This is a genomic window from Rhizobium sp. CG4, from assembly GCF_023701965.1.
Classification (GTDB): Bacteria; Pseudomonadota; Alphaproteobacteria; order Rhizobiales; family Rhizobiaceae; genus Agrobacterium.
The window spans coordinates 991,416-1,018,294 of sequence record NZ_JABAEG010000002.1; the positions used below are offsets into that span (position 1 = coordinate 991,416).

General features: G+C 54.7%; 30 protein-coding genes. 13 read left to right on the top strand and 17 right to left on the bottom strand.

The annotated features are described in order from the left end of the window. Positions 1-34: 34 nt before the first annotated feature. Positions 35-520 (top strand): peroxiredoxin, encoded by a 486-nt coding sequence (locus tag HGO37_RS09940; protein WP_250983163.1) that lies wholly within the window; start codon positions 35-37, stop codon positions 518-520. Between the two features lie 95 nt (positions 521-615). Here HGO37_RS09940 and HGO37_RS09945 read toward each other — a convergent pair whose 3' ends face one another. From HGO37_RS09945 to HGO37_RS10000, 13 genes are all read right to left on the bottom strand, one after another. Next, a complete protein-coding gene (locus tag HGO37_RS09945; protein ID WP_250983164.1) occupies positions 616-924 on the bottom strand; it encodes a Dabb family protein in 309 nt (102 codons plus the stop codon). A gap of 79 nt (positions 925-1,003) precedes the next feature. Continuing rightward, entirely contained in the window at positions 1,004-1,444 is a 441-nt protein-coding gene (gene rnhA / locus HGO37_RS09950; RefSeq protein WP_192487181.1) for a ribonuclease HI, read from the bottom strand. Then, positions 1,441-2,409 carry a homoserine kinase gene (locus HGO37_RS09955; RefSeq protein ID WP_192487180.1) on the bottom strand — a complete coding sequence of 323 codons (969 nt, stop codon included), beginning with the start codon at positions 2,407-2,409 and terminating at the stop codon, positions 1,441-1,443. The genes rnhA and HGO37_RS09955 overlap by 4 nt, the downstream gene beginning before the upstream one ends. An 18-nt stretch (positions 2,410-2,427) precedes the next feature. Next, a complete protein-coding gene (gene ispH / locus HGO37_RS09960) occupies positions 2,428-3,480 on the bottom strand; it encodes a 4-hydroxy-3-methylbut-2-enyl diphosphate reductase (RefSeq protein ID WP_250983165.1) in 1,053 nt (350 codons plus the stop codon). A gap of 29 nt (positions 3,481-3,509) precedes the next feature. Next, entirely contained in the window at positions 3,510-4,247 is a 738-nt protein-coding gene (locus HGO37_RS09965; RefSeq protein ID WP_250983166.1) for an SURF1 family protein, read from the bottom strand. 7 nt (positions 4,248-4,254) lie between these two features. Further along, positions 4,255-4,638: a DUF983 domain-containing protein gene (locus tag HGO37_RS09970; protein WP_192487177.1), complete on the bottom strand. Its 384-nt coding sequence runs from the start codon at positions 4,636-4,638 to the stop codon at positions 4,255-4,257. Between the two features lie 120 nt (positions 4,639-4,758). Beyond that, a complete protein-coding gene (locus HGO37_RS09975; RefSeq protein WP_250983167.1) occupies positions 4,759-5,634 on the bottom strand; it encodes a cytochrome c oxidase subunit 3 in 876 nt (291 codons plus the stop codon). Between the two features lie 72 nt (positions 5,635-5,706). Beyond that, complete coding sequence (locus HGO37_RS09980; RefSeq protein WP_250983168.1) at positions 5,707-6,312, bottom strand: cytochrome c oxidase assembly protein; 606 nt, start codon at positions 6,310-6,312, stop codon at positions 5,707-5,709. A gap of 146 nt (positions 6,313-6,458) precedes the next feature. After that, on the bottom strand, positions 6,459-6,590 hold the full coding sequence (locus HGO37_RS26635) for a cytochrome c oxidase system small membrane protein (RefSeq protein ID WP_502941398.1): 132 nt from the start codon (positions 6,588-6,590) through the stop codon (positions 6,459-6,461). Next, on the bottom strand, positions 6,590-7,543 hold the full coding sequence (gene cyoE, locus HGO37_RS09985; protein ID WP_250983169.1) for a heme o synthase: 954 nt from the start codon (positions 7,541-7,543) through the stop codon (positions 6,590-6,592). Before cyoE ends, HGO37_RS26635 begins: the two co-directional genes overlap by 1 nt. Positions 7,544-7,617: 74 nt before the next feature. Then, positions 7,618-9,318: a cytochrome c oxidase subunit I gene (gene ctaD, locus HGO37_RS09990; RefSeq protein WP_250983170.1), complete on the bottom strand. Its 1,701-nt coding sequence runs from the start codon at positions 9,316-9,318 to the stop codon at positions 7,618-7,620. A gap of 16 nt (positions 9,319-9,334) precedes the next feature. Next, the gene (coxB, locus tag HGO37_RS09995; RefSeq protein ID WP_275640653.1) at positions 9,335-10,231 is read right to left on the bottom strand and encodes a cytochrome c oxidase subunit II; all 897 of its coding nucleotides are present in this window, start codon (positions 10,229-10,231) and stop codon (positions 9,335-9,337) included. A 67-nt stretch (positions 10,232-10,298) separates the two neighbouring features. Beyond that, the gene (locus HGO37_RS10000; RefSeq protein ID WP_250983171.1) at positions 10,299-10,445 is read right to left on the bottom strand and encodes a hypothetical protein; all 147 of its coding nucleotides are present in this window, start codon (positions 10,443-10,445) and stop codon (positions 10,299-10,301) included. A gap of 108 nt (positions 10,446-10,553) precedes the next feature. On the opposite strand from HGO37_RS10000, the gene HGO37_RS10005 reads away from it, so the two are divergent. The 3 genes from HGO37_RS10005 (at position 10,554) to HGO37_RS10015 (ending at position 13,207) form a co-directional block, all read left to right on the top strand. Beyond that, positions 10,554-11,102: an invasion associated locus B family protein gene (locus tag HGO37_RS10005; protein WP_250983172.1), complete on the top strand. Its 549-nt coding sequence runs from the start codon at positions 10,554-10,556 to the stop codon at positions 11,100-11,102. Positions 11,103-11,275: 173 nt separating this feature from the next. Next, positions 11,276-12,691 carry a metalloprotease TldD gene (gene tldD, locus HGO37_RS10010; RefSeq protein ID WP_250983173.1) on the top strand — a complete coding sequence of 472 codons (1,416 nt, stop codon included), beginning with the start codon at positions 11,276-11,278 and terminating at the stop codon, positions 12,689-12,691. Positions 12,692-12,697: 6 nt separating this feature from the next. Beyond that, a complete protein-coding gene (locus HGO37_RS10015) occupies positions 12,698-13,207 on the top strand; it encodes a GrpB family protein (RefSeq protein WP_250983174.1) in 510 nt (169 codons plus the stop codon). A gap of 23 nt (positions 13,208-13,230) precedes the next feature. On the opposite strand, the gene HGO37_RS10020 is transcribed toward HGO37_RS10015, so the two are convergent. Then, the gene (locus tag HGO37_RS10020; RefSeq protein WP_250983175.1) at positions 13,231-13,854 is read right to left on the bottom strand and encodes a hypothetical protein; all 624 of its coding nucleotides are present in this window, start codon (positions 13,852-13,854) and stop codon (positions 13,231-13,233) included. 72 nt (positions 13,855-13,926) lie between these two features. Next, complete coding sequence (pdxH, locus tag HGO37_RS10025) at positions 13,927-14,547, bottom strand: pyridoxamine 5'-phosphate oxidase (RefSeq protein WP_250983176.1); 621 nt, start codon at positions 14,545-14,547, stop codon at positions 13,927-13,929. A 148-nt stretch (positions 14,548-14,695) separates the two neighbouring features. Here pdxH and HGO37_RS10030 point away from each other — a divergent pair, with 148 nt between their 5' ends. The 4 genes from HGO37_RS10030 to HGO37_RS10045 all read left to right on the top strand — a co-directional run bounded on the left by HGO37_RS10030 (position 14,696) and on the right by HGO37_RS10045 (position 18,075). Then, complete coding sequence (locus HGO37_RS10030) at positions 14,696-15,058, top strand: RT0821/Lpp0805 family surface protein (protein WP_371815226.1); 363 nt, start codon at positions 14,696-14,698, stop codon at positions 15,056-15,058. A gap of 204 nt (positions 15,059-15,262) precedes the next feature. After that, entirely contained in the window at positions 15,263-16,399 is a 1,137-nt protein-coding gene (locus tag HGO37_RS10035) for a DnaJ C-terminal domain-containing protein (RefSeq protein WP_250983177.1), read from the top strand. A 232-nt stretch (positions 16,400-16,631) separates the two neighbouring features. Beyond that, complete coding sequence (fabI, locus tag HGO37_RS10040; protein ID WP_192487166.1) at positions 16,632-17,450, top strand: enoyl-ACP reductase FabI; 819 nt, start codon at positions 16,632-16,634, stop codon at positions 17,448-17,450. A gap of 34 nt (positions 17,451-17,484) precedes the next feature. Continuing rightward, positions 17,485-18,075 (top strand): histidine phosphatase family protein, encoded by a 591-nt coding sequence (locus HGO37_RS10045; protein WP_250983178.1) that lies wholly within the window; start codon positions 17,485-17,487, stop codon positions 18,073-18,075. A gap of 43 nt (positions 18,076-18,118) precedes the next feature. Here HGO37_RS10045 and HGO37_RS10050 read toward each other — a convergent pair whose 3' ends face one another. Next, on the bottom strand, positions 18,119-18,379 hold the full coding sequence (locus HGO37_RS10050) for a DUF1344 domain-containing protein (protein ID WP_192487853.1): 261 nt from the start codon (positions 18,377-18,379) through the stop codon (positions 18,119-18,121). Between the two features lie 305 nt (positions 18,380-18,684). On the opposite strand from HGO37_RS10050, the gene HGO37_RS10055 reads away from it, so the two are divergent. The 3 genes from HGO37_RS10055 to ribB all read left to right on the top strand — a co-directional run bounded on the left by HGO37_RS10055 (position 18,685) and on the right by ribB (position 24,187). Further along, positions 18,685-21,837, top strand: a complete 3,153-nt coding sequence (locus HGO37_RS10055; RefSeq protein WP_250983179.1) for a bifunctional diguanylate cyclase/phosphodiesterase — start codon at positions 18,685-18,687, stop codon at positions 21,835-21,837. Positions 21,838-21,969: 132 nt separating this feature from the next. After that, positions 21,970-23,067, top strand: a complete 1,098-nt coding sequence (gene aroC / locus HGO37_RS10060) for a chorismate synthase (protein ID WP_192487164.1) — start codon at positions 21,970-21,972, stop codon at positions 23,065-23,067. A gap of 10 nt (positions 23,068-23,077) precedes the next feature. Further along, a complete protein-coding gene (gene ribB, locus HGO37_RS10065) occupies positions 23,078-24,187 on the top strand; it encodes a 3,4-dihydroxy-2-butanone-4-phosphate synthase (RefSeq protein WP_250983180.1) in 1,110 nt (369 codons plus the stop codon). 32 nt (positions 24,188-24,219) lie between these two features. On the opposite strand, the gene HGO37_RS10070 is transcribed toward ribB, so the two are convergent. Beyond that, positions 24,220-25,413, bottom strand: a complete 1,194-nt coding sequence (locus HGO37_RS10070; RefSeq protein ID WP_250983181.1) for a winged helix-turn-helix domain-containing protein — start codon at positions 25,411-25,413, stop codon at positions 24,220-24,222. Positions 25,414-25,567: 154 nt separating this feature from the next. On the opposite strand from HGO37_RS10070, the gene HGO37_RS10075 reads away from it, so the two are divergent. Then, positions 25,568-26,248, top strand: coding sequence for an energy-coupling factor ABC transporter ATP-binding protein (locus tag HGO37_RS10075; protein ID WP_250983258.1), 681 nt, complete (start codon positions 25,568-25,570; stop codon positions 26,246-26,248). Continuing rightward, the gene (locus HGO37_RS10080) at positions 26,245-26,877 is read left to right on the top strand and encodes a CbiQ family ECF transporter T component (RefSeq protein WP_250983182.1); all 633 of its coding nucleotides are present in this window, start codon (positions 26,245-26,247) and stop codon (positions 26,875-26,877) included. The genes HGO37_RS10075 and HGO37_RS10080 overlap by 4 nt, the downstream gene beginning before the upstream one ends. Positions 26,878-26,879: the final 2 nt, after the last annotated feature.

The window sequence follows — 26,879 nt, forward strand, 5'->3', positions numbered from 1 at the left end:
TCAGTCATTTCCATTTATTCAACAGGAGCATTCAATGACCATTGCAATTGGTGACAAGCTGCCTTCGGCCACCTTCAAGGAAAAAACAGCGGATGGCGCGGTAGAAACCACCACAGAAGACCTTTTCAAGGGTAAGAAGGTTGTTGTTTTCGCCGTTCCGGGCGCGTTTACGCCGACCTGCTCTCTCAACCACCTTCCTGGCTATCTTGAAAATCGCGATGCCATTCTCGCACGCGGCGTTGACGATATTGCTGTCGTTGCGGTTAATGACTGGCATGTCATGGGTGCGTGGGCGCAGTCTTCCGGTGGCCTCGGCAAGATCCACTTCCTGGCTGACTGGGATGCTTCTTTCACAAAGGCACTTGGTCTGGATGCAGATCTGTCTGGTGGCGGCCTTGGCGTTCGCTCCAAGCGCTACTCCATGCTGGTCGATGATGGCGTCGTGAAGTCTCTGAACGTCGAGGAAAACCCAGGCCAGGCCACGGTTTCCTCCGCGGCAACGATGATTGAACAGCTTTGATCTGAACAATCAGACAAAAAATCAGGGCACATTCCAGCTGGAATGTGCCCTTTTTGTTATACGATGCGATATCGCGCAGCAGGCGCGCGTGTCGCTCAGATCAGCATGTCGTAGACGAGAACTCCCGCCAGTCCGCCGTCGGTCAATGCGATGATTTCATCGCCGACTTCAACATGTTGCGGGTGGGTGAGGTAGGCATCACGGGCTTCGATGCTTTCCAGTGTCACGATAAACCCGTCCAGAAAGCCGCCGTTCAAGCCTTCCGGCGATACATTTTGTCCGAACTTGATATCGAGAATACCGGGGACAACATCTTTCAAGGCCGCAATGGCATCATAAATTGCCTGCTTTTGATCAGCCGTGGTCGAGGCTTTCAAACGCAGAAATACGCAATGTTGAATCATAAATGACCTCTCCTGTTATTTGACGACAAGATAGGTAGAGATGAGGCTTTGGCAAGGTTAAATCAGACGCCGTTTGGCGTCACCGTGTCTTGAATGGCTCCATGCCCTTGCGCGCCAGTTCGTCGGCACGTTCGTTTTCCGGGTGTCCGGCATGACCTTTGACCCAGTGCAGCGTCACCTTGTGCCGGTCACGCGCTTCTTCCAGTGCCTGCCATAGCTCGACGTTTTTCACCGGCTTATTATCGGCGGTTTTCCAGCCTTTTTTCTTCCAGCCGAAAATCCATTTGGTAATACCGTCCTTAACATACGAGCTGTCGGTATAGAGATCCACTTCGCAGGGCGATTTCAGGGCGTTAAGCGCCTGAATTGCCGCCATCAGCTCCATACGGTTGTTGGTCGTTTCCGCCTCGCCGCCGCACATGTCCTTTTCGATTTCGCCGTAACGCAAAACAGCGCCCCAGCCACCCGGTCCTGGATTTCCCGAACAGGCGCCATCAGTAAAAATATCGACGTGTTTCATTCGCTGGCCAATCCATACTCGGCCACGTCGTTGATGGACCGGTGGAAGCGCAGCTTTCGCAGATATTCAATCGGGTCTTTCTTGACCACCAAAGCCCCTTCCGGCGTTGTCAGCCAGTCGTAGAGGCGGGTCAGGAAGAAGCGAAGTGCAGAACCACGCGCCAGCAACGGCAGTGCGTTCAGCTCTTCAGCGTTCAGTGGACGCACGGACTGGTAACCTTCCAGCAACGCCTTGCCCTTGGTGACGTTATAAGCGCCATCCTTTTCAAAGCACCAAGCGTTGAGGCAGATGGAAACGTCATAAGCGAGGAAGTCATTGCAGGCGAAATAGAAATCGATCAGGCCAGACAGTTCGTCGCCCAGGAAAAACACGTTATCCTGAAACAGATCGGCGTGAATGACGCCGGCCGGCAAATCCTTCGGCCAGTTGGCTGCCAGAAAATCGATTTCCGGCTGGATTTCCTGCTGCAGGCCTTTTTCAACTTCGTCAGCGCGTTCACGGGATTTTTCCCAGAGAACTTTCCAGCCTTCAACGGACAGCGCGTTTGGTCGCTTGATCTCGAAACCTTCGCCCGCGAGGTGCATGGCCGCCAGAGCCTTGCCGACTTCGCGGCAATGCTTGGCTTCCGGTTTGCGCAGCCACATGCCTTCCAGGAAGGATATCAGGGCGGCCGGACGGCCCGAAAGTTCGCCCAGCAACTCGCCATCCTTGCGGGGCAGCGGCAGCGGGCAGGAAAGTCCCTTGTCTGCCAGATGGTGCATGAGGCCAAGGAAAAACGGCAGGTCCGACTTTTCCACCCGCTTTTCATATAACGTCAGGATCAGCGGCGACTTGGTGGTGTGAAGCAGAAAATTGGTGTTCTCTACACCTTCGGCAATGCCTTTGTAGGAGGTCAATTCCCCCGCATCATAGGCTTCCAGAAAGCTCTTGAGGTCGTCTTCGGTGATATCGGTGTAAACTGCCAATTTGAAGTCTCTTAAATATCAGAGGTTTGCAGCAAAGATGGATTTTGCAGGCATGATGTCGCGTGAATCGCCATTTACGAATGCCATATCGGCAGTGGTCAATTCAATGCTGCGCAGCTCTCTGTTGACAAGGAAATGCTCGGTTTCTTCAACAGTCACAGCCAGATCCAGTGTCGTGTCGTAACGCTCGCGGAATGCGCTGATAATCTCGTCAACGATCACTTCCGGGGCGGAGGCACCCGCCGACAGGCCAACCGTGCGGATATCGCCAATCACGTCCCAATCGATTTCCGAGGCGCGCTGCACCAGAACGGAGCGCGTTGCACCTGCCCTCAAGGCCACTTCGACGAGGCGCTTGGAATTGGAAGAGTTGGGTGCACCGACCACGATGAACAGATCACAACCGGGAGCAGCCTGCTTGACCGCTTCCTGGCGATTGGTCGTTGCGTAACAAATACTGTCAGCCGCAGGCGATTGGATGGACGGGAAACGTTCCTGCAGCTTGGCAATAACGCCGGCCGTATCATCCACAGAAAGCGTGGTCTGCGTGACGAAACCGAGATTTTCGGAATCGGCCGGTTCATAGACTGCTGCATCCTCAATGGTTTCGACAAGCGACACGGTCCCATCAGGCAATTGACCCATGGTACCGATGACCTCCGGGTGACCGGCATGGCCAATCAACACGACGTGGCGACCCAAACGCTGGTGGCGCATGGCCTGCTTGTGCACCTTGGAAACCAGCGGGCATGTTGCATCGAGATAAAACAGGTTACGGGCCTGCGCATCTTCAGGCACCGACTTCGGCACACCATGGGCCGAAAACACCACCGGCTGCTCACGGTGTTCAGGTGGAATCTCGTTCAGTTCCTCGACGAAGATCGCGCCCTTGGCCTCAAGCCCCTCAACCACGTAGCGGTTGTGAACGATTTCGTGGCGGACATAAACGGGAGCACCATAGGCTTTCAGCGCCAGAACGACGATCTGAATGGCCCGGTCCACGCCTGCACAAAAACCGCGCGGCCCACAGAGCCGAATCGTCAGGGGCGACTTGGAAACGATGGTGTTCATTCCTTCTCCTTGGCGAGCCGGTAAAGTTGCTACCCGGGTTTACCTTTAGTTCCCCGGAAATAGGCAAATCCGGCGACGATGACAAGGGCAGCGGCCAGTCCGTACCATGTTATCGCATATTGCAGATGATTGTTTGGCAAATCGATGAGCGTTACGCCACCTTGCGGCCAGCCACCTGGGTTCGGCGCATCGTTGGCGTCGACAAAAAAGCCCACGACCGTGGCCGGATCAAGACCGGCACTGTTCACCATTGCGTCAAAATCTTTCCAGTAGAAGATATTCTTGGCGAGATCGTTTTCCGGAACCATCGAGGAAGGCTTTTCCGTCAGCTTCTCGCGCAGCAGTCCTTCAATAACGACAGGGCCGCTCATTATTTCTCCGGCGAGCCGTGTTGCCGGTTCCTTCAACTCATAGGGCACGAAACCGCGGTTGATGAAAATGAAGCGATCATCCTCCAGTCGCAACGGCGTGTAGATGTAATACCCGGTCTGCCCACGATGGGTGGCAAAGAAGTGACGTTCACGGGTGTGGTCAAACAAACCCTGCACCTTCACCCGGCGATATTCCAGCGGTTGTTTGCCGAGCATCTGCTCGGCTTGTGCAAGCGTCAGCGGTGCGGCGGTGCGGCGGGTATCGATGTCCTGCAGCAGCGCCTCTTTCCAGTGCAGGCGTTGTACCTGCCATGTACCAAGCCCCAACAGGATTGCCAGAGCGACCAAGGCGCTCAAGCCAGCGACCAATTTCCGTGTTCTTCCAACTGTTGTCATGTTGATGTCAGCCACGATCTATGCGGCCTTCACTGGCGTTGTTTCTATATTGCAGGGCAATCATGATGCCTTTCAGAACGCGCAACAGGGTAAGGGACACAATGACCGTCAGTGGCAACCATATCAGGGCGTGAACCCAGACGGGTGGTTCAAAGGTCGTCTCAAGCCAAAGCGCCAGACCGACAATCAGAAAACCGACGATCAGCATGACAAACACGGCCGGCCCATCACCCGCATCGGCAAAAGAATAATCAAGCCCGCAGGCTGAACACTCTGGTTTTACCTTGAGAAGACCATCAAACAGTTTCCCCTGCCCGCAGCGCGGGCAATGCCCCTTCAAGCCACACTTAACCGGATCAACCGGTGGATAAAGGGCGCTGTCATCCTGCATGGCTTTTCCTCTGTCTCCACGTATTCCCGCACTAAAGCATGTTTAACGGCAACATGCTTCAGGGCAGGCAAAAAGAAAGGGCGGCATTGCTGCCGCCCGACATTGTCTGTTGTTTGGCGATCAACCGTGAACCGGTGCGCCCCAACCGCCCCAGATATAGATTGCGAAGAACAGGAACAGCCAAACCACGTCAACGAAGTGCCAGTACCAGGCGGCCGCTTCGAGACCAAAGTGTTGTTTCGCCGTAAAGTCCCCGGCTATAGCACGGAACATGCAGACCAGCAGGAACACGGTACCGACGAAAACGTGGAAGCCGTGGAAGCCGGTCGCCATAAAGAAGGTGGCGCCGTAGATAGAATTCTTGAAGTCGAACGGCGCGTGCATGTACTCATAGATCTGCACGGACGAGAACAATACGCCAAGCGCAACCGTGAGCGCCAGACCGTTGATCAGCCCCTTGCGATCATTGTGCAGGATCGCATGGTGTGCCCAGGTTACACAGGTACCCGACAACAGCAGGATAACGGTGTTGTACAGTGGCAGATGCCATGGATCGATCACCTCGATGCCCTTGGGTGGCCATTGACCGCCGGTATATTCAAGGCGCGAAGCCTGAATTGCCTCATGCGGGTAAAGGCTGGCGTCGAAGTAAGCCCAGAACCATGCCACGAAGAACATGACTTCCGAGGCAATGAACATGATCATGCCGTAACGAAGATGCAGCGACACAACACGGGTGTGGTGCCCTTCATGCGCTTCTTTCACGGTGTCTGCCCACCAGGCGTACATGACGTACAGCACCAGCGCGAGGCCGATGTAGAACAGCCAAGGATTGGCCATTTCCAGACCAAACAGCTTCATCGAGCTACCCGAGAGGTAGCGCATATAACAGACGCCACCAAAGGTCAGCACAAATGCACCAACAGCAGCCAGAAGTGGCCAGGGGCTTGGATCTATAATGTGGTAGTCATGTTTCTTTTCGTGCGTGTCTGCCATATCCGACAATTCCCCGAATTGACTGCTTTCCCAAAATCACACCCTCCCGATCAGAGCGTGCGATTCCCTCTCTCAAAGTTTCTGTTCCTGACCTTCTGTTTTCACCGGCAGCGCTGCCACCGGCTTGTCCGTCTTTGACGGATAGAAAGTATAGGACAAAGTCATTGTGTGTATGTCTTTTGTTTCGCGCGTCTTGACGATATCCGGATCGACAAAAAACACCACAGGCATTTCCAGCGTTTCGCCCGGCTGCAAGGTGGTTTCCGTAAAGCAGAAACATTCAACCTTGTTGAAATAGGCGCCCGCTTCCATCGGCGTCACGTTAAAGACAGCTGTGCCCGTGGTCGGGACCGTAGACCGGTTGGTCGCCTTGAAGCGAACCTCGACCGTCTCACCGATCTTAGGATCGATTGAGCGTTGTACCGGACGGAAGTCCCAGTTCAGGCCATTGGATGTGTTGGAATCGAACGTCACCTTTACGGTGCGATCAAGAATGGTCTCGGAGTACTGCTCTACGCGTTGCGTGGTGCCGTTATAACCGGTGACCTGACAAAAAAGGCGATAGAGAGGGACGGCGGCATAGGCCATGCCGACCATGCCACACACGAATACCAGGCACAGCACCAGAATTGTGCCGTTCCCTGTGCGTTTTGCAGGTCCTACATTTGCCGTTGTCATTTCGCTCCTCCTCCCTTTTTTCGTTACGCGCTTCGAAAAATTCCGGGCTTGTAACGACCTTTAAGATGCAATCTCTGCACTCCCCGCCATTTCTCTCCGCATTGTCGCGTCAGAGGTGACTGCAACGCAGTATTGCGCGACATGCTCTAGTGCGATCCGATCTTGATGATCGTAATGACGTAGAAAAGGACCACCAACGCCGCCAATACAAGGCCAAGCGCGATGTTTCTTCCACGTCTGGATTTCTTTTCTGCTTCGCTTGGTTTTACTGTTTCCATTAGGCCCACCCCGCCCTTAACGTCTGGAATGATGGCACGAAGTGATCGGCCAGAAGTCCAGAGAAGATCGCGAACAGGTAAAAGATCGAGTAGGCGAACATCTTTTTCGCAGGAACCATCTTTTCATCTCCTTCCGGCATACGCAGCACGGTTAGAGAGAAGTAGATGAAGATCACACTGAGTACGGCCGCGAAAATGCCGTAACCAACGCCCGCAAGACCGGTAAATGATGGCGCGACAGCGACCGCAGAGGTCAGCAAAGTATAGGCCAGCATCTGGTTCTTGGTGGAAGCTTCGCCCGCTACATTCGGCATCATCGGGATACCGACGGAACCGTAATCTTTCATCTTGAAAAGGGCCAGCGCCCAGAAATGCGCAGGCGTCCAGAGGAAGATGATAAGGAACAGGAGAACGCTGTTCAGCGTCACGTCGCCGGTTACACAGGCCCAACCGATCATTGGCGGGAAAGCACCGGCCGCCCCACCGATCACGATGTTCTGCGGTGTCGAGCGCTTCAGCCACATGGTGTAAACCACGGCGTAGAAGAAAATGGTGAAGGCAAGGATGCCTGCAGCAAGCCAGTTCAGCGCCAGCCCGAGGATCATCACCGAGAATGCCGATAGCGTAAGGCCGAATGCCAGCGCTTCGCCGGGCGCAACGCGACCGGAAGGCACCGGACGATTTGCCGTACGGGTCATCACCGCATCAATATCAGCATCATACCACATGTTCAGCGCGCCGGAGGCACCTGCGCCAACCGCAATACACAGAATGGCAATGAAGCCGAGTACCGGGTTAAGGCTGCCTGGCGCCACGATAAGACCGGCAAATGCTGTGAATACGACAAGCGACATAACGCGTGGCTTGAGCAATTCGAAATAATCACGCGCACCGGCTTCTGACAGACCAGAGCCTTTCGCATCCAATACGTCGTGATTGTCGATAACAGTCATTTCAAACTTAATCCTGATTCAATCAGGATACCGCGCGCATCGGCGCGATATCCTTGTACCAACGTCATTTCGCCTTAGCGAATGCGCGGAAGCTGTTCCCACTGGTGGTATGGAGGCGGAGACGAAAGCTGCCATTCAAGGGTGGTTGCACCCTCGCCCCACGGATTATCACCCGCAACACGCTTCCTCGCCAACGCTTCCCATACACCGTAAAGGAAGATGAGAACAGCCACTGCGGAAATATAAGAACCGTAGGACGACACCATGTTCCAGCCGGCATAGGCATCCGGATAGTCGATGTAACGACGTGGCATGCCTGCAAGACCGAGGAAGTGCTGCGGGAAGAACACCAGGTTCACGCCCACGAACATGACCCAGAAGTGAATGTTACCAATGGTTTCGCTGTACATATAACCGGTGATCTTCGGGAACCAATAGTACCAGCCTGCAAAGATCGCAAACACCGCACCCAGTGACAGCACGTAGTGGAAGTGTGCAACCACGTAATAGGTGTCATGCAGCGAACGGTCGAGACCGGCATTGGCGAGCTGTACGCCCGTGACGCCACCAACCGTGAACAGGAAGATGAAGCCTATAGCCCAGATCATCGGTGTGCGGAAGCTGAGTGAGCCACCCCACATCGTTGCAATCCACGAGAATATCTTGATACCGGTCGGAACAGCGATAACCATCGTGGCGAACACGAAGTAACGCTGTGCTTCCAGCGACAGGCCAACCGTATACATGTGGTGGGCCCAAACGATGAAGCCGACGGCGCCGATGGCGACCATAGCGTAAGCCATGCCAAGGTAACCGAATACCGGCTTCTTCGAGAACGTGGAAACGATGTGGCTGACGATGCCGAAAGCAGGCAGGATCAGAATGTACACTTCCGGATGACCGAAGAACCAGAACAGGTGCTGGTAGAGAATCGGGTCACCGCCGCCTTCCGGCGAAAAGAATGCAGTGCCGAAGTTACGGTCAGTCAGCAGCATTGTGATGCCACCAGCCAGAACAGGCATGGAGAGCAAGAGCAGGAACGCAGTTACCAGAACCGACCATGCAAACAGCGGCATTTTGTGCAGGGTCATGCCCGGCGCACGCATGTTGAGAATGGTGGTGATGAAGTTGATCGCACCCAGGATCGAAGACGCGCCTGAAACGTGAAGCGCAAAGATCGCAAGGTCAACCGCCGGTCCCGGCATGCCGGTTGTCGACAGTGGCGGATAAAGCGTCCAGCCGCCACCGACACCATAAGCACCTGCTGGTCCTTCCACGAAAAGCGACAGGATAAGCAGAATGAATGCCGGAACGATGAGCCAGAACGAAATATTGTTCAGACGCGGGAAAGCCATGTCAGGCGCACCGATCATGATCGGCACCATCCAGTTGGCAAAACCACCGATCAACGCCGGCATCACCATGAAGAAGATCATGATGAGGGCGTGTGCAGTGGTGAACACGTTGAACATGTGCTTGCCGCCATCGATAGCGGCATCGCCTTCAAAACCATAAACCATGGCCGCAAGACCGTGGAAAATCTGAATGCCAGGCTCCTGCAACTCCATACGCATGACAACCGAAAGGCCGCCACCGACGATACCCGCGATGATCGCGAAAATCAGGTAGAGAGTGCCGATGTCCTTGTGGTTCGTCGACAAGAACCAGCGGGCGAAAAAGCCCGGTGTATGTGCATGATGTTCGTCATGCACGTGCTCGTTGTGAGCGGAATGACCATGAGAGTGATGGTCGTCGTGTGCGGAATGTCCAGCCATTTGCCTCACCCTACCTTTACTTGGTTTCGTTTCCAGCCACTTCGACGGTGCTTACCCCACCCTCGACAGAAGCAGTCAGTGCCTTGTTGGCTGCGCCCAGGTCAGAGCCTGCGGCGGCATGCCAGCTATTGTACTGATCTTCGGAAACCACTCGTATGGCGATTGGCATGAAAGCATGATCCTTGCCGCAAAGCTCGGAACATTGACCATAATAAAGACCTTCACGGTCAGCCTTGAACCATGTTTCGTTCAGACGGCCCGGTACGGCATCGATCTTGATACCGAAGGCTGGCATTGCAAAAGAATGGATAACATCTGTCGGAGCAGCCGTCACCAGAAGGCGAACGGTCTTGCCAACCGGAACGACCAGTTCATTATCGACAGCCAGAAGGCGCGGATAAACAGCCTTGTCGGTCTTGCCGGCGGCGTCTCTATCTTCTTCCTTGAGCATGTAGCTATCGAAAGACACGGGTTCGGCCCCCTCAGCCGCCGCATATTCATAGCTCCACAGCCACTGCGTCGCAGTCGCCTTCAATGTCAGGTCCGGATTTTCCGGCTGAATAAGCTGTGCATTCAACAGCTTGAAAGACGGGAAAGCCAAGAACAGCAGGATCAGAACTGGCGCCAGTGTCCAGACGACCTCAATTGCCGTGTTATGGCTGGTCTTGGATGCAACCGGATTGGCGGCTGCACGAAACTTGATTGCCACCAGGATCAGCAGCGCAAGCACAAAAAGCGTAACCGGCACAATGAACCACAGGGTGTACTGCTCAAACGCACGAATGTCGTGCATAATAATTGTGGCAGCTTCCTGCATCCCCATTTGCCAATGTACCGGCTGGTCGGCATGGGCGCCGCCAGCCGTGAGCAGACAGAAAAATGCCCCCAGCGCCACGTAAATTCTGTTAATCACGGTATCTCTCCCTCACGCGTTTGATCCATCTCAAACTCAAACGCAGAATCCATGCTATAGAATAAACTCAAACCATAGTTTGCACGCCGCCGCAATATCCGCAATCGAAAGCGGGTGCGGCTTTTTGGCATTCATCAATTTCAGAATGTTTTTCATCGTTTATATCTAAAAAACATGAACTAGCTGGCATATCAGGCTTGTTTGAAGATTTCACGGGGAAGTCCAATTTCCGCCGCACTCAACTGGAATTGAAGGATTAAGGCTTTCATTTCCTTGAGCGAAGGGCAAAATAGCCGCATTGATTCGAATTCCAGAGGTACTCATGGGTTTCACCCCGTTTGCCCGCACTGTGCTTGCAGCCGCGGTACTAGCGATCATCATGCCGACAGCATCGGTCATGGCACAGCAACCGCAGCCTGCACCCGGCCAGCCACCCGCTCCGGGCATGGCGCGTTCCAACCATGGATCGTGGTCGGTGATTTGCGACAAGCCGGCTGGTGCGTCTGAAGAGCAGTGTGCGCTGATGCAAAACGTGATCGCGGATGACAGGCCCGAAGTTGGTCTCTCCGTTGTCGTGCTAAAGACCGCTGACCGTAAATCCCGCATCCTGCGCATTCTGGCGCCGCTTGGCGTGCTGCTGAAGGACGGGATGGAACTTTATGTCGACAACAACAATATCGGCCGCGCTTATTTCACACGTTGTTTCTCTGAAGGTTGCTACGTGGAAGTGGACATTGACGACGAGCTGATGAAGGTGTTGCGTGCCGGTAAGGCAGCCGTTTTTGCGCTGCGGGAATCGGTTGATCAGGATCGCGTTGGTATTCCGATCGAACTTTCCGGCTTTTCCGAAGGGTACGACGCACTCCCCTAACCAGATTGCCTGACCGCTGGCCTGCTTGCGCCAGCGACCACCAGAGCCTACATCATACCTTGAGGGCGTTCGCAGACCCGGCGGACGCCCTTCATAATTTTACGCTATGGTCTGCACTATCAGGGATTAGGTCCGCTAGTGACAGAAACCACGGCAAACCGATGGAGCATGTGATGACGAAAGATCTTCTGTCCCTGTTTGATTGCGACGAAGCAAAGATGCGCGCGCTTGTGGCAGATGCTCTTTCGGGAGCGGATGACGGTGAACTGTTTATCGAACATGCGCAGGCGGAATCACTGACCTTCGACAATGGTCGCCTGAAGGGCGGCAGCTTCAACACCGACCAGGGATTTGGCCTGCGCGCCGTGGCCGGCGAGACTGTCGGTTACGCCCATGCCGGTGAGTTGTCTGAAGGCGCATTCAAACGTGCGGCGGATGCTGTTTCTGCCGTAACGAAGGGTTATTCCGGTTCTTACGCTGCCGCTCCACAGGGAACAAACCGCAAGCTTTACGGTGACGAGAACCCGATCGGTTCACCAAGTTTCGAAGAAAAAGTGAAGCTGCTGCAGGATATCGACACCTATCTTCGCGACAAGGATCCGAAAGTCCGTCAGGTGACGGCATCGGTTTCGGCAAGCTGGCAGATCGTTGATATTTTGCGTGCAGACGGTCACCGTGTCAGCGACATTCGCCCGATGACCCGTATCAACATCTCCGTTATTGCCGGAGACGGCGACCGTCAGGAAAGCGGCTCCTTCGGGTCGGGCGGACGTGTCGGCTTTGGTGATTTTATCGCGACAGACAACTGGCAACGCGGCGCCGACGAGGCGTTGCGTCAGGCACTGGTTAATCTGAGCGCCATCGATGCGCCCGCCGGCACCATGGATGTCGTGTTGGGTTCCGGCTGGCCGGGTGTGATGTTGCATGAGGCGGTTGGTCACGGCCTTGAGGGTGACTTCAACCGCAAAAAAACCTCAGCCTTTGCAGGTTTGCTGGGCGAGATGGTTGCGGCACCTGATGTGACCGTGGTTGACGATGGCACCATCGATAACCGTCGCGGCTCCATCACCATCGATGATGAAGGCACACCGTCTGCTTACAATGTCCTGATCGAAAATGGCAAACTGGTCGGCTACATGCAGGACCGCCAGAATGCCCGCCTGATGGGCATGACGCCGACGGGCAACGGCAGACGGCAGGGTTATTCACATGTACCAATGCCCCGCATGACCAACACCTACATGCTGGGCGGCAACAAGACGCCGGAAGAAATTATCGCTTCGGTCAAGAAAGGCATTTATGCCGTATCCTTCGGTGGTGGTCAGGTGGACATCACCTCCGGCAAGTTCGTGTTCGGCTGCACCGAAGCCTATCTGATCGAAAACGGCAAGATCGGTGCGCCGGTAAAGGGCGCAATGCTGATCGGCAACGGCCCGGATGCCATGAAGCGCATCTCTATGGTTGGTAACGACATGAAACTCGACACCGGCATTGGCAACTGTGGCAAGGCAGGCCAGTGGGTGCCGGTTGGGGTTGGCCAGCCGCACCTGCGCATGGATCAGGTCACCGTCGGCGGCACACAGGCTTAAACCCTCATGGGAACGAAGGTTGAAATCGTTTCCTATGATGCCTCATGGCCACTCGAATTTGAAAAAATCCGGCAGGACCTACAGCTCCTTCTGCCGGGCAAATCCCTTGATATCGAGCATATTGGCAGCACCGCCGTTGTTGGCCTGTCTGCCAAGCCCTGTATCGATGTAGACATCATCCTTGGTGACCTCACTGAGATGGATTTTTGCCGAGCCGCTCTGGAAGATGCTGGTTATGAACCGCGCGGCAGCCGTTATGGCGACGGCGTCTGGGCCTTCTTGCGTCGCGGCGCCCTGCCCCATCAGCGTCTTTATGTATGTCCGCCTGATAGTTTGACCCATACCCGCCGTGTTCTGTTCAGGGACAGGCTGCGCGAGAACAGTGATCTAGCTCTGCAGTACCAGCGGTTAAAACTGCAACTGGTACAGCGGTATGAATATGACGGCGATGCCTATACGCGCGCCAAGACCGACTTCATCAACACAATCATCGACGCAGCTGTGCGCGATTTGTAAAAGATAATGCCAAGGCAGATGTATCAGGGCTGCGGTGAGAGGTCCGGATCATCGGAGCAGTTACCGGTCATCATACATAATGAGCCGATCTGCGGCACACGCTGCGGCAATCCCTTGATACGCTCACAGCGATTGATGGTTTCAGCAAAGACATTATCGAGCTGCGTGCCATCAACCATGACGACATCATTTCTGATGGTGGGTTCGGCGCCATCAGCGATCATCAGCGCCAAGGAGCGGATGGCAATATTGGCGTGGTGACATGGCCCCATTTGCAAAGCAACCTGGTGTGGATCAACCGCCATCAGCGCCAGCTCTTCGCTGACATCCTGTTCCTGCTGTTCGACGATCAGCGTCAGAATATTGAGAAATTCTCCATCCTTGGCCTGAATGTCTTCAGCCAATTGCGTGAGCTTTTCGAGGTCACCTGATTTTACGTAACCGGCAATCTCATTCTCCAGCCGCTGCGCTTGCGCCGCTTCGCCAAACGACGCCATCGCCGCTTTCAAGGCCACGTCGTCCATGGCATGCGCAGAACCACTGAGTGTCAAAGCCACCACGGAACACAATGCCAGGGCCGGAATACGGGCGGCTTTTATTACACGGGCAAACAGCCCGGACTGAAACGATTTCGTCTTGGACAACACGCAAATACTCATCATCAAGATACACTGTGTGTCCGGTGCGCGGTACCAATCCGCCACGCACCGGACAGATGCTCACGGGTACATGCGTACCTTGCTCCAGTCACCTTCTGCCGTGTCGCGTCTGAATTCCACCCGGTCATGCAGGCGGAAATTACGATCGTGCCAAAACTCGATGGTAACGGGGCGGATACGGAAACCGGACCAATGCGGCGGGCGCGGAATGTCTCCAACCGCATAACGTACGGTATATTCGGCAACGGCCTTTTCCAGCGCAAACCGGCTTTCCAGCGGGCGCGACTGCTTGGACGCCCATGCGCCGATGCGGCTGCCACGTGGGCGGGACGCGTAGTACGCATCGGCTTCTTCGTCGCTGACAGTTTCCACGTCGCCACGGATACGGACCTGTCGGCGCAAGGATTTCCAGTGAAAACACATGGCTGCCTTTTTCTGGCCAAGAATTTCCAGTCCCTTGCGGCTCTCGAAGTTCGTATAGAATACGAACCCTCGCTCATCAAAATCCTTGAGGAGAACCATGCGGACGCTCGGCATGCCGTATTCATCGACAGTTGCCAATGCGACCGCATTCGGATCGTTGATCTCGGACGCGGTTGCGTCGTTCAGCCATTGCCCGAAAAGAGCAAAGGGTTCGTTTTCCTCGGTGAAGTCACCGGTTGTTAACCCACTTTCAGACATATTGAATAAAAAGCTCCTGAACTGATTGGCAAACCCGGAGATGATCTCCGGCATGAAGATGGTGAACGTCATAGCAAAGTCGAACAGGCGAACAAAGAGCAGCTTGCAAACAGGCGCAGGTGTTTTCCTGAGCATGTCGGCTGTTTTGATGCTTACATCCTGTGTCAGCAGCCTCAACTTGTTTGGTGGCGACAAGGCTGATACCAGCCTTTCCACGGCCTCCGTGTCCGGTGGCAACCGCCCCACTGTTCAGACAGACGATGTTACCGTGCGCAATGCCGTAACGTCAGCCGATCTTTCAAAACTATCCAATTCTCCCCTTCCCTGGGCCAATACCACAACCGGCAGTGCTGGCGTGATTACCGCCATTCGCGAAGACAACTCCACCGGCTTCCTTTGCCGCAACTTCGACACCACCCGTCATTCCTATGAGGGTATCGCCAGCTATTCGGGCCAAACGTGCCTTTCAGAAGCAGGCGAATGGTTGATGACCCGCTTCAACCAGAAATAATCTATTTACCTTATCCACGCGAAAACCCGCCGGGAACCCGGCTGAACCGCCCGCGTAAAGGTCTGATTAGCAACTTGTCGCCAAAGTCTTGTGCAGTTTAAGCAGGAAGAGGGCGCGAATGATCGCGACCAGCTTACCGCAAGTGTATTTTCACCCTCGTTCTCATGATGAGAAGAACAGGGAAAAGCGTTACCGGTGGTTCATATGCGTGATCCTTATTCCGTGCTTGGCGTCAAACGTGATGCTCCCGCCGACGAGATCAAGGCGGCGTGGCGCTCCAAAGCCAAGTCAATCCATCCCGACCAGAACCGGGATGACCCCAATGCATCGCAGCGTTTTGCCGAGGTTGGGCAGGCCTATGACGTTCTGAAAGATCCCAAAAAGCGTGACCGCTATGATCAGGCGCGCAAGGCAGCGGCACAAAAACACCGCGAGCAGACCATCATGCAGCAGCGCGAAGCCGCCCGTGAGGCCGCCGAACGCGCAAAGGCTGCCGAAAAGCTGATGGAAGAATTGGCAAAGGCCGAAGCCCGCAAACCGCAGGGCACTGCCTCCGGCAAGCCTGCCGATGCGACAGCACCCGAAGCCCCGGAAGATATGCTGGAGCGGATTTTTGGTGCGCAGGCGCGCCAGCAGCAGGCAAAAACCTCTGCAAGCGACAGCAGCGCTTCCGGTACGGCTGGCACGTCTGGCAACGGCACAACATCAGACGAGGCTCAGGCCTATTCCGAAACCGATGGATCCGGTGACAAGACACCGGCGGCTATTGCTGCTGCCGGATCCTTCATCACATCCCTTTTCAAGCGCCTGACGGGCACAAGCCAGGTGATTGAAAAAGCGCCTGATATCACCGCAGAAGCAACTGTGACTGTCAGCGATTTCCTGGAAAAGAAATCTGTCAGCTTGACGCTGAGCGACGAACGCGAGGTCCGGTTCCAGATTGAGCCTGGCATGACCGACGGTCATATCGTACGGCTTAAGGGTCAGGGCCTGAAGATCCCCGGCATGCAGCGCGGCGATCTAACCATTACCCTGCTTGCCGCACGCAGCGACAATTTCAGGATCAATGGCTACGATATCCACACTCCTCTTTCGGTGTCGCTGCAGGATGCCGTGCTCGGTTGTGAGACTACATTGCAGGCTCCCGAAGGCGAAATTTCCGTCACCGTGCCGGCATGGTCCGGTTCCGACCAGACGATCCGCATTCCTGGTAAAGGTCTCTACGACGACAAGGGCGAACGTGGTGATCTGGTAATGGAAATCCGCATCGTGCTTCTGGAAAAGCCCGACGAAAAGGTAACAGACCTGATGCGCCATATGCGTCAGGGCCTTTATTTGTGACATTTTCACGAAACCTGTTGGTCAAGCACCCTTTGTGACACTCCCTAACAGGAGATGATCCTCTGCCTGCTTGAACCGGCAAGCAGGCTATGCCATAGGCAGGTCAATCCACTGCATCACCCTAAATCGGAATCGATTTGCGGTGAAAATCTTGCAGCAACTTAAAATATTACAGCGTCCTTGTGCGTTTTCTCAAACGCACAAGGACGCTGTAGGTATCAGGGAGCATAACATGGCTCAGACATCCGGCCTTATGGCTGGCAAACGCGGCCTCATCATGGGCGTTGCAAACAACCGCTCAATCGCTTGGGGCATTGCCAAGGCTTGCGCCGATGCAGGTGCCGAGCTTGCATTGACCTGGCAGGGCGACGCTTTGAAAAAGCGCGTTGAACCGCTGGCACAAGAACTGGGCGCGTTCATGGCCGGCCACTGCGACGTGACGGACCTCGGAACAATCGATGAGGTTTTTGCTGCGCTGGAAAAGCATTGGGGCAAGATCGACTTCGTTGTTCACGCCATCGCGTTTTCCGATAAGGACGAGCTGACGGGCCGTTACCTCGATACAAGCCGTGACAACTTCAACCGCACGATGGACATTTCGGTGTTCTCGTTGGCGGCTGTTGCCAAGCGCGCAGAGCCTATCATGAATGATGGCGGCTCGATCATCACCCTCACCTATTACGGTGCGGAAAAGGTCATGCCGAATTACAACGTCATGGGCGTTGCAAAGGCTGCTCTCGAAGCCAGCGTTCGTTACCTGGCGGTTGATCTCGGCAACCGCGGCATTCGCGTTAACGCTGTTTCGGCCGGCCCGATCAAGACGCTTGCTGCATCCGGCATCGGTGACTTCCGTTACATCCTGAAATGGAACGAATATAACGCGCCGCTGAAGCGTACCGTGTCCATCGAAGAAGTTGGCAAGTCTGCGCTTTACCTGCTGTCTGATCTTTCGACCGGCGTTACCGGCGAAATTCATCACGTCGATTCGGGTTACCACACCATCGGCATGAAGGCCGTGGATGCGCCAGACATCTCCGTAGTGAAAGACTGATTGAAATACGCCGGAAGGCGGCGAAAGGATACGCGTGCTTATCTATGTAATCAGACATGGACAGACCGACTGGAATGCCGAACGCCGCCTTCAAGGGCAAAAAGACATACCGCTGAATGACTTCGGGCGCAGCCAGGCGGTTGCGAACGGAAAGGCGCTGGGCGACCTGCTTGGTGATACTGTCTCGCAGTTTGATTTCGTGGCCAGCCCGCTTGGCCGTACACGCGAGACAATGCAGCTTATTCGCGCTGCGATGCAGCTGCCTGCACTCGACTATAGAACCGACGATAGACTGGTCGAGATTTCCTTCGGAGACTGGGAAGGCCGCACGCTACCCGAGCTGAAACTGGAAGTGCCTGACCGCGTTAAGGCCCGAAACCGGGCTAAATGGGACTTTATCCCACCAGGCAAACATGCCGAAAGTTATGAGATTCTCTCATGGCGCATCGGGGCATGGCTGTCGTCTGTCGACAAGCCAACGGTCTGCGTTTGCCACGGCGGCGTTATCCGCTCGATTTTCAGGCTGGTCACGGGAATGGATACTTCAGTTGCGGCCAACACGGAAATTCCGCAGGATCGAATCCTGAAAATTTCGCTTGCCGATAAAACGGCTGACTGGCTGTGATCAGCCAGTCCTTATTCTTCAAAACAGGTCGATGATTGCGGCGTTACTGGACGACTTCCAGATCGTCAACGACGCGCTTGCCATCAACTTCGGTGTAGAACACGACGACCTTTACGCCAGCCTTCAGCCCTTCGAAGTTAAACTCCTCCGGTACCTTGTAGTTCTTGCCATCACTCAGGGTAATGGTCAGGCCATTTTCGTCGACCTTGCTGATGGTGGATTCGACATCCGCACTCTGAGCGAAGCCGTTGATCGGAGACAAGAAGCTTGCCGTCGCCAACAGTGCTGCAATCATCAAACGCATCGACTTAACCTTCCCAAGCGCATTCGCCATCAAAACCTGTGACAAGATTTGCCTCCTGATTGTGGCGGAATTCGCCCGTAACAATGACATTTTGGCGCAATTGATGACCTGAATTTTTAGTGCAATCAAGCGGCCGCAAAGAGATTTCCCCACCATCCCGTGCCAAGTAGAATTTCAAGTCTAAATTAACTCGCGTCGACTATAGTGCGAGCCTGGGTAAAATGAGAATGCCTGTGAAATCTGTGCTGTATTGCGCAGTATTTCCGTAACACGGCACACTTTTTGGCGAGGAGAGTTTTCCCGATTTGAGTGCGGCATCCTTTTTCCAGCAAAAATATACAGGCATTTCACGTACTTATCGCGGTTCAATTGTCGCATCGGTGTTGCTTTCCTGCGTCGTGATTATCGCCGTTCTTGTCGTGGACATGCGCCATACTGAGAATTTCCGCACCGAATTGCGGACCACGGCGCATAACTTGTCACAGCTTTTGCACAACAGATTATCTGCACGCATTGATCATGACGTCAGCCTGATCCGCTCGCTGGCCCATTCCACGATCAATGTTTCCAACGATCCGGTTGAGCGGTTTGGCAGTCTCGCCGAACATAACCTCAATTCTAGCGGTCATTTCATCAGTATCGGGCTTGCACCCGGCTACCAGTTGCAGAACATCTACCCCGCCCAATGGGTCTCAGATTTTCCGAAAGAGAAAATCAGGCAGATGATGGAAAAGCGACTTGAGGAAATTCGTCAGGGAACATCTGCCGATACCAAGCTGACTGAACCGATCATGAGCAATGCAGAGAATGGTGCCCTTATTCTCGTCGTTCCGATCATGGACAGCGAAACAGACCAGGCTAACGCCCATGGCGCCGTGGTCCTTGTTATCGATCAGGACAAGTTTCTGGATGCGGCGAACGCCCATCCCGACAATGATATTGCCCGCGAAATGGACGGGTTGCAGGTCGCGCTGAAAAACAGCAACACATCCACGGCCTTCATCGGCGCACATCATATCGTCAATTCGCAGCCTGCGATCAGACAGCTGAATATTCCCGGCGGTTCCTGGGACATCATGGCCAGCCCCAAAAAGGGTTGGGATGCCTTGCCTGAAGGCAAAGGCACCTTCCGGCTTATGCTATCGTCGGCTGCAATTGCGATGATCCTGCCGATTTTTATCGCGAGCTTCCTGATTTCCGAACGCAACCGCAACATTGCTGTGCTTCGCGCCCGTGAAAGCCGATTGCAGGAAATCTCCCAACGCTTCAAGCTGGCGATGGAATCCTCCAACATCGGCATCTGGGAACTGGATGAACATGGAGAGCGCTGCTTCTGGGACGAACGTGCCTCCGGCCTGCATGGTCTGGCCATGCTGGAACAGGATGTTTCTCTGCAGAGCTGGTTAAGCATGATTGTTCCGGAGGACCGCGCGGCCACGGAAGCCTACGTCTTTAACTGTATGCTCGGCACCAAGACCTTCTCGCAAATCTACCGGTTGAAACTGGCGGACAACTCCATCCGTTATATTCGCTCAGCCGGTGCCAACTATACCAGACCGGATGGTACGCGACGCACGACCGGCATTGCCTGGGATGTGTCTGCCGACAGCATGATGGCGCAAAATCTGCGCGATGCGATGTCGACCAGTGAGATCAAAAACGCGGAACTTGAACTTGCCCTGCAGGAGCTATTCAGCCGCGAACAGGATCTGGAGCAGCTTTCTGGTCGTCTGGACCTTGCTCTTGCATCCTACCAGTGCGGCACATGGGAATCCCGTCTCAACCAAAGTGGGGCAATTTGGGACAGACGCATGCACCAGCTTTACGAGCTGGACTATGTTGGCGACGGTCACGTGACCCGTGAGCGCTGGTTGCAGTGCCTTGTGCCGGAAGACCGAGAGACTGCGGCTGGACGCGCTGACACGTCTACCGCCAACAACACGCAATTGTCTGATATCCAACGTGTGCGCCTACCCAATGGTGAGGTGCGCTACGTGCGGTCGGTGGGACAAATTTACAAAGGACGTAGTGGCGAGGGAAAAATCGTCGGTATTGCCTTCGATATTACCGCCGACATGCTGCTGGCCCAGCAGTTGCAAACCGCCAAGGAAGATGCGGAAGCCAAAAATGCCGAGCTGGAAATTGCCAAGAACCGCATCGAGCACAACTCGTTACATGATCCTTTGACCGGCCTGTTCAACCGCCGCAAGCTGGACCTTGAACTGGATGCGCTGCCGCAACGGGAGGTCAAAAGCCGCAACCGTTTTGCGATCATCCATCTGGATCTTGATCGCTTCAAACAGATCAACGACACGCTTGGCCACGCGGCCGGCGACGCCATGCTTATTCATGCTGCCAAAATCCTCAAACAATATGTGCACCAGGATGATCTGGTGGCGCGTATCGGCGGCGACGAATTTGTGATTGTCGTGCAGAACAATTGCGACCGCGACACTCTGAAGGAACTGTCGCTCAATATCATCGATGCTTTCCGCCAACCTTTGGATTTTGAGGGCTTCTCCTGCCGTTGCGGTGTTTCCATCGGCATCGCATTTGGTGAGGGCATCCATGCAGATGCCCGCAAGACGCTGATAAATGCTGACCTTGCCCTTTATCGTGCCAAAAGCATGGGCCGTAACCGCTATGAGTTCTTCACGCAGAACCTGCAGGCTGAGGTTATTAACACCAAACGTATCGCCGATGAGATTCTGGTCGGCATCGAAAACGGCGAGTTTGAGACCTGGTACCAGCCACAGTTCTGCGCCAGGACCAGGCAGATTGTCGGCGCTGAAGCCCTGATACGCTGGCGCCATCCGACACGTGGTATCGTCACGCCAGACAAGTTCCTGAAAATCGCCGAAGACCTTAACGTTATGGCATCGCTTGATCGGCAGATGCTGGAAACGGCGCTCACCGACAAACGTTTGTGGAACCTGAAGGGCGTTACCCTGCCCCGCGTTTCTGTCAACGTGTCGCTGCGGCGCCTCAACAACGAAAATCTGATTGAAAGCCTGGCTGATTTGAACATCATGCCCGGTGAAGTGGCGTTTGAGCTGGTGGAGTCGATCTTTCTCGATGAGAGCGAACATCTCGTTTCATCGAATATTGAAAGCATCAAAGCATTGGGTATCGACATCGAGGTCGATGACTTCGGTACAGGTCACACCTCGATCGTCAGTCTGCTGCGACTGAAGCCGAAGCGTCTTAAGATCGACCGTCAGTTGGTCATGCCGATTCTTGAGGCATCGCAGGAACGCGCGCTTGTTCGCTCGATTATCGATATTGCCCGCTCGCTCGGCATTGAAACCGTGGCGGAAGGCGTGGAAAGCAAGGATCACGCTACCATGTTGGCACAGATGGGATGTGATCTGTTGCAGGGCTACGCCTTTGCCAAACCGCTGAGCGCAGAAGACTTTTCCGCACAGGCGAAATCCGGCGTCTGGTCGATGGCCTCCTGAGGCTTGATTGCCGTTTCTCTTGCCGCACGGGAAGAAAGGCTTTTGCCTTCTTTCCTTTTTCCACTATGACAGCTTTGCTTTCATCAACAATGCGCCCTTCACAAACGGTCGCGATTGCCTTGGTCTGAATACATGTCGCACAATACTTTCGGTCATCTTTTCCGCGTTACCACCTGGGGCGAGAGCCACGGTCCAGCCTTGGGATGTGTCGTTGACGGCTGCCCTCCCGGCGTCCGTTTTACCCAGCGTGACATTCAGGATTATCTCGACAAGCGCAAACCCGGCCAAAGCCGTTTTGTGACGCAGCGTCGTGAAGACGATATCGTCAAGATACTCTCCGGCGTGATGCTGGATGAGGATGGCGAAACATTCATTTCCACCGGCACTCCAATTTCCATGCTGATCGAAAATACCGATCAGCGCTCTAAGGATTACGGCGAAATTGCCCGCCAATATCGGCCGGGGCACGCCGATTACACTTATGATCTGAAATACGGCATTCGTGATTACCGTGGTGGTGGCCGCTCTTCGGCGCGTGAAACAGCAGCCCGTGTGGCGGCCGGCGGCCTGGCGCGAAAAATTCTGCCACAGGTCACTGTGCGTGGCGCATTGGTGCAGATCGGCAAACACAAGATCAACAGAGATAACTGGGACTGGAACCAGATCGACCAGAACCCGTTTTTCTGCCCTGACGCAGAGATGGTTCCGGTTTGGGAAGACTATCTCGACGGGATCCGCAAAGCCGGTTCGTCGATTGGTGCGGTTGTCGAAGTGGTCGCTGAAAATGTGCCGGCCGGACTGGGCGCGCCTATCTATGCCAAGCTCGATCAAGATATCACCAGCAATCTGATGTCGATCAATGCCGTAAAGGGTGTCGAGATCGGTGAAGGTTTTGCCTCTGCCGAACTGACCGGTGAAGAAAATGCCGACCAGATGCGCATGGGCAATGACGGTAAGCCGATATTCCTGTCCAACCATGCTGGCGGTATTCTCGGCGGCATCTCAACCGGTGAACCGATCGTCGCGCGATTTGCCATCAAGCCAACTTCCTCCATTTTGACCGAGCGTCAGTCGATTGATGCTGACGGTAAGAACGTCGATCTTCGCACCAAGGGTCGTCACGACCCATGCGTGGGTATTCGCGCCGTACCGATTGGCGAGGCGATGGTGGCGTGCACTGTTGCTGATCATTATCTGCGGGATCGTGGCCAGACCGGCCGTCTGAAGTAGGGAACTGAACATGGCCTATGATCAAAAGCGTGTCGTTGAAGCAATCCGCGCCTTCGAAGCCGGTGAGATCGTTGTTGTCATGGATGATGACGATCGTGAAAACGAAGGTGACCTGATCGTTGCTGCCGTGCATTGCACGGCGGAAAAAATGGCCTTCATCGTGCGCCACACTTCCGGCATTGTTTGTGCGCCCATGCCGCGTGAGGAGGCGAAACGCCTGAACCTGAATGCGATGGTGGCTGAAAATGACAGCGCCCACACCACGGCCTTTACCGTTTCCGTCGACTTCAAGCACGGCACCACGACCGGTATTTCTGCCGATGACCGTACATTGACGGTTCGCAACCTTGCCAATCCCAATGTCGGCGCGGCCGACTTTACCCGCCCCGGCCACATATTCCCGCTGGTGTCGCGTGAAGGCGGCGTTTTGATGCGCTCCGGCCATACCGAAGCAGCCGTTGATCTGTGCAAGCTGGCAGGTCTGCCATTGATTGGCGTGATCAGCGAGCTGGTCAATGATGACGGCACCGTTATGCGTGGCCCGCAGGTTTCAGCTTTTGCCGAGACCCATGGCATGAAGCAGGTGTCTGTTGCCGATCTCATCGCTTATCGCCAGCGCAAGGAAACGCTGGTGGATATGGAGTCTGAATTTACCATCGACACGCCCTATGGTCCTGCCAAGGCGCAGACCTATTCGCTGCCATGGGATCCGATGCAGCACATGGCGATTATCTTTGGTGATATCCGTGACGGCGTCGATATTCCCGTACGCTTGCATCCTGAAAATGTTGCTGACGACATTTTCGGCAACAAGCAGCCGGTGCAGCACTATATGCAAAAAATTGCTGAACAGGGCCGCGGCGTGATCGTTTACCTGCGCGAAGGCTCTGTCGGCGTTGGTCAGGCAAGTGACCCAAGCCGCAACCGCAAAAAGACAGCCATTGACGAGGATCATGCACAGGCGCGGTCACGCGAACATGAGTGGCTAGAAATTGGTCTCGGCGCACAAATCCTTAAAGACCTCGGCATTAGTTCGATCAAGCTCTTGGCCAGCCGCGAGCGTCACTATGTCGGCCTTGAGGGTTTTGGTATCAATATCACAGAGACCGAAATCTGCTGATTGCAGAGTTTTAGATTACCGGTGAAAGGGGATCATTCCCCTTTCCAGCCCTCCAGATAATTGACGCTCTCGACACCGGTAAACCGCGCCAGCCGTTTAAGTTCGGCATCCAGCCTGTCAAAACGCCCGGCAGAACCGCGTACACCCGGCTCCAGCCACAAGCGCTTTACGTCCAGCGTTCCGCGCTTGCGATCCGCCTTCATATCGATGCGGCCGATCATCTGGTCCTTTTCCAGCAACGGAAACACGTAATAACCGTATTGCCGTTTGGGTTCGGGAACGAACACTTCGATACGATAGAAAAAGCCAAACAGTCGTTCCGCCCGAGCGCGGTCGCGCAGCAACGGGTCGAAGGGGCTGAGGACACGAATGCCACTTGGCGGCTCAGGCACTGCCTGCAAATCATCCTCAATGTCACGGAAGGCGACGCAGGCGCGCAGTTTTTTGCCATCGGCTGATGCGAGTGTCACATCGGTCAATTCATCGCGGTGGCTGTCAACCCAGGCCTTAGCTTCCTGCGGTGTTACGATATCCCAGAAGGCAGCGATTTCTCCCGTGGTTGCAAAACCAAGCCGTTTCAGTGCCTCGCGGCAGGCCCAGTCAAGAAACGCCTCGTGTTCGACATCCAATTGGTGGTGATCAGGGTGCAATACCCGTTCCGTCAAATCATAAACCTTCTGGAAGTTCACCCGGCGAGAAATCGACAGTTTGCCGGTATGCCACAGAAACTCCAAGGCGGTTTTGGAAGGATGCCAGTTCCACCAACCGCCCGACTTATGATCCTCGGCCTTCACGTCACGTGACATGACCGGACCGTTTTCCACAATCCGTGCATAGGTTTCGTCAACAGCCTGACGGAACCCCTCGCCCTGCCATCTGGTCCAACGCTCAATCATACCCGGTTCGCGGCGGCGGAAACGGTGCTTCCAGTAGGGAAAAAATCGAGACGGCAGAATGGAGGCATCATGCGTCCAGTGCTCAAACAGCAACCGATCCTTTTCCAGAAGTTCGGTCAGATGTTTGGGTTTGTAGGTGCGGTTGCGTGAAAAGATGATCTGATGATGCGCGCGCTCGACGGTGGCGATACTGTCCACCTGAACGAAGCCGATATTATCGACAAGCTGCAACAGGCCCTGTTTGTCCATGGCACGTGCAGGTGCGGCACAAAGCCCCTGCTTTGCCAGAAACAACCGTCGTGCCATCTGATTTTCAATCTCAATCGCCATGGTCGAAACGTTAGTGCGATAAAATCTGAAAATCAATGTTCTTTTTTTGTTCTTAATGATCGCCACTGCTGAACCCTTTACAGGTCCGTTCTGATGCTCCAAACGTTCCGCGTAAGCTTGAACAAGAATGATCGTATTTCAGGAGACGTGGCGGTTGGACATCTGCTTTAACCAGGCGGGCGCACGGTTTGAAAACCGCACTGCCCTTCACCCTCTGAGCCTGACGCTAAACGAACACCGTATCGGTATTATCGGGTTGAATGGTTCCGGCAAAACCACCTTTGCCCGCATGATCAACGGATTGACCAAACCAACCAGCGGCACGGTCACGGTCAATGGGCTTGACACCGTCAAGGATGATGTCGCCGTTTTGCGGCAGGTCGGCTTTATCTTCCAGAACCCGCAAAACCAGATCATTCTGCCCGTTATTCGCGATGACATTGCTTTCGGGTTGAAAAACCGCGGACTGAGCAAGGCGGCGTTGGATGCCGCAGTTGAAGCCGTTTTGCAACGTCTTGGCATCGAACATCTGGCAAACCGTCGCGCCCATGAGATTTCCGGTGGCGAGTTGCAGCTGGTGGCTCTGGCCGCATTGACGGTAACCGGCCCACGAATCCTGATCATGGATGAACCGACCAACCAGCTTGATCTGAAGAACCGTGCGCTCGTGGAAAAAACAATGGCTGGGCTGGAGCAGGACTTGATTGTCATCACCCATGACCTTGCCCTGCTGGAAACTTTCGATCGTGTGCTGGTATTCAATCAGGGTAGTCTGCACGGCGATACGTCACCCGCTAATGCCATCAGCCTCTACCGCGAATTGGCTTTGTCATGAGAAGCCTGCACGTTGAGGGAACCGGCTGGCTTTACCGTTTGTCGCCACGCGTCAAACTGATTTCGCTTGCCCTGTTCAGCATTGCACTTTTCATGACGCGCCATCCCTTTCTCTTGGCCGTCGGGCTAATGGTCGGTGGTGGCGTATTGTGGCAGGCACATCTGGGCTTGAAAGAAACCCTATCGCGTCTGCGGCCGGTCATGCTGACGATTACGGTAATCGCCTTGTTTAGCTTCGTGTTTGCCTCACCGCTGGAAGCCACCATTGCCCTTTTTCGTCTAACTGCGCTAACGCTCTTGGCAACCGCGATAACGGCAAGTGTCAGTATCTCGCAGTTCATGGACGAAATCACGCTAGCCATCCGTCCCCTGGAAAAACTGGGACTGGCCAAGGCTGCCGACATCGGCCTTGCGGTTGGGCTGGTTATTCGTTTCGTACCAGACGTCGTTCACCGCTATGAGTTGTTGCAGGACGCCCATCGGGCACGCGGGATACGGGCGAAATTGCACACAATCCTTGTTCCGCTGATTATTATGACGTTGAAGGATGCGGATGCGATTGCCGACGCCATTGACGCGCGCGGTTTCAGAGGCCAAACCTCATCTCCTGATATTTTGAGGGGAGACTAAAC

Excerpts from the sequence above, each read along its gene's own strand:
- aroC (WP_192487164.1), top strand. The coding sequence starts at position 21,970 with ATGTCGCACAATACTTTCGGTCATCTTTTCCGCGTTACCACCTGGGGC.
- HGO37_RS10005 (WP_250983172.1), top strand. The coding sequence starts at position 10,554 with ATGGGTTTCACCCCGTTTGCCCGCACTGTGCTTGCAGCCGCGGTACTA.
- HGO37_RS09975 (WP_250983167.1), bottom strand. The coding sequence starts at position 5,634 with ATGGCAGACACGCACGAAAAGAAACATGACTACCACATTATAGATCCA.
- cyoE (WP_250983169.1), bottom strand. The coding sequence starts at position 7,543 with ATGACTGTTATCGACAATCACGACGTATTGGATGCGAAAGGCTCTGGT.
- HGO37_RS10080 (WP_250983182.1), top strand. The coding sequence starts at position 26,245 with ATGAGAAGCCTGCACGTTGAGGGAACCGGCTGGCTTTACCGTTTGTCG.
- HGO37_RS09945 (WP_250983164.1), bottom strand. The coding sequence starts at position 924 with ATGATTCAACATTGCGTATTTCTGCGTTTGAAAGCCTCGACCACGGCT.
- ispH (WP_250983165.1), bottom strand. The coding sequence starts at position 3,480 with ATGAACACCATCGTTTCCAAGTCGCCCCTGACGATTCGGCTCTGTGGG.
- HGO37_RS26635 (WP_502941398.1), bottom strand. The coding sequence starts at position 6,590 with ATGGAAACAGTAAAACCAAGCGAAGCAGAAAAGAAATCCAGACGTGGA.
- ctaD (WP_250983170.1), bottom strand. The coding sequence starts at position 9,318 with ATGGCTGGACATTCCGCACACGACGACCATCACTCTCATGGTCATTCC.
- HGO37_RS09965 (WP_250983166.1), bottom strand. The coding sequence starts at position 4,247 with ATGACAACAGTTGGAAGAACACGGAAATTGGTCGCTGGCTTGAGCGCC.
- fabI (WP_192487166.1), top strand. The coding sequence starts at position 16,632 with ATGGCTCAGACATCCGGCCTTATGGCTGGCAAACGCGGCCTCATCATG.
- HGO37_RS10030 (WP_371815226.1), top strand. The coding sequence starts at position 14,696 with ATGCTTACATCCTGTGTCAGCAGCCTCAACTTGTTTGGTGGCGACAAG.
- HGO37_RS10015 (WP_250983174.1), top strand. The coding sequence starts at position 12,698 with ATGGGAACGAAGGTTGAAATCGTTTCCTATGATGCCTCATGGCCACTC.
- pdxH (WP_250983176.1), bottom strand. The coding sequence starts at position 14,547 with ATGTCTGAAAGTGGGTTAACAACCGGTGACTTCACCGAGGAAAACGAA.
- tldD (WP_250983173.1), top strand. The coding sequence starts at position 11,276 with ATGACGAAAGATCTTCTGTCCCTGTTTGATTGCGACGAAGCAAAGATG.
- HGO37_RS10070 (WP_250983181.1), bottom strand. The coding sequence starts at position 25,413 with ATGGCGATTGAGATTGAAAATCAGATGGCACGACGGTTGTTTCTGGCA.
- ribB (WP_250983180.1), top strand. The coding sequence starts at position 23,078 with ATGGCCTATGATCAAAAGCGTGTCGTTGAAGCAATCCGCGCCTTCGAA.
- HGO37_RS10050 (WP_192487853.1), bottom strand. The coding sequence starts at position 18,379 with ATGCGTTTGATGATTGCAGCACTGTTGGCGACGGCAAGCTTCTTGTCT.
- rnhA (WP_192487181.1), bottom strand. The coding sequence starts at position 1,444 with ATGAAACACGTCGATATTTTTACTGATGGCGCCTGTTCGGGAAATCCA.
- HGO37_RS09980 (WP_250983168.1), bottom strand. The coding sequence starts at position 6,312 with ATGACAACGGCAAATGTAGGACCTGCAAAACGCACAGGGAACGGCACA.
- HGO37_RS09970 (WP_192487177.1), bottom strand. The coding sequence starts at position 4,638 with ATGCAGGATGACAGCGCCCTTTATCCACCGGTTGATCCGGTTAAGTGT.
- HGO37_RS10035 (WP_250983177.1), top strand. The coding sequence starts at position 15,263 with ATGCGTGATCCTTATTCCGTGCTTGGCGTCAAACGTGATGCTCCCGCC.
- HGO37_RS09940 (WP_250983163.1), top strand. The coding sequence starts at position 35 with ATGACCATTGCAATTGGTGACAAGCTGCCTTCGGCCACCTTCAAGGAA.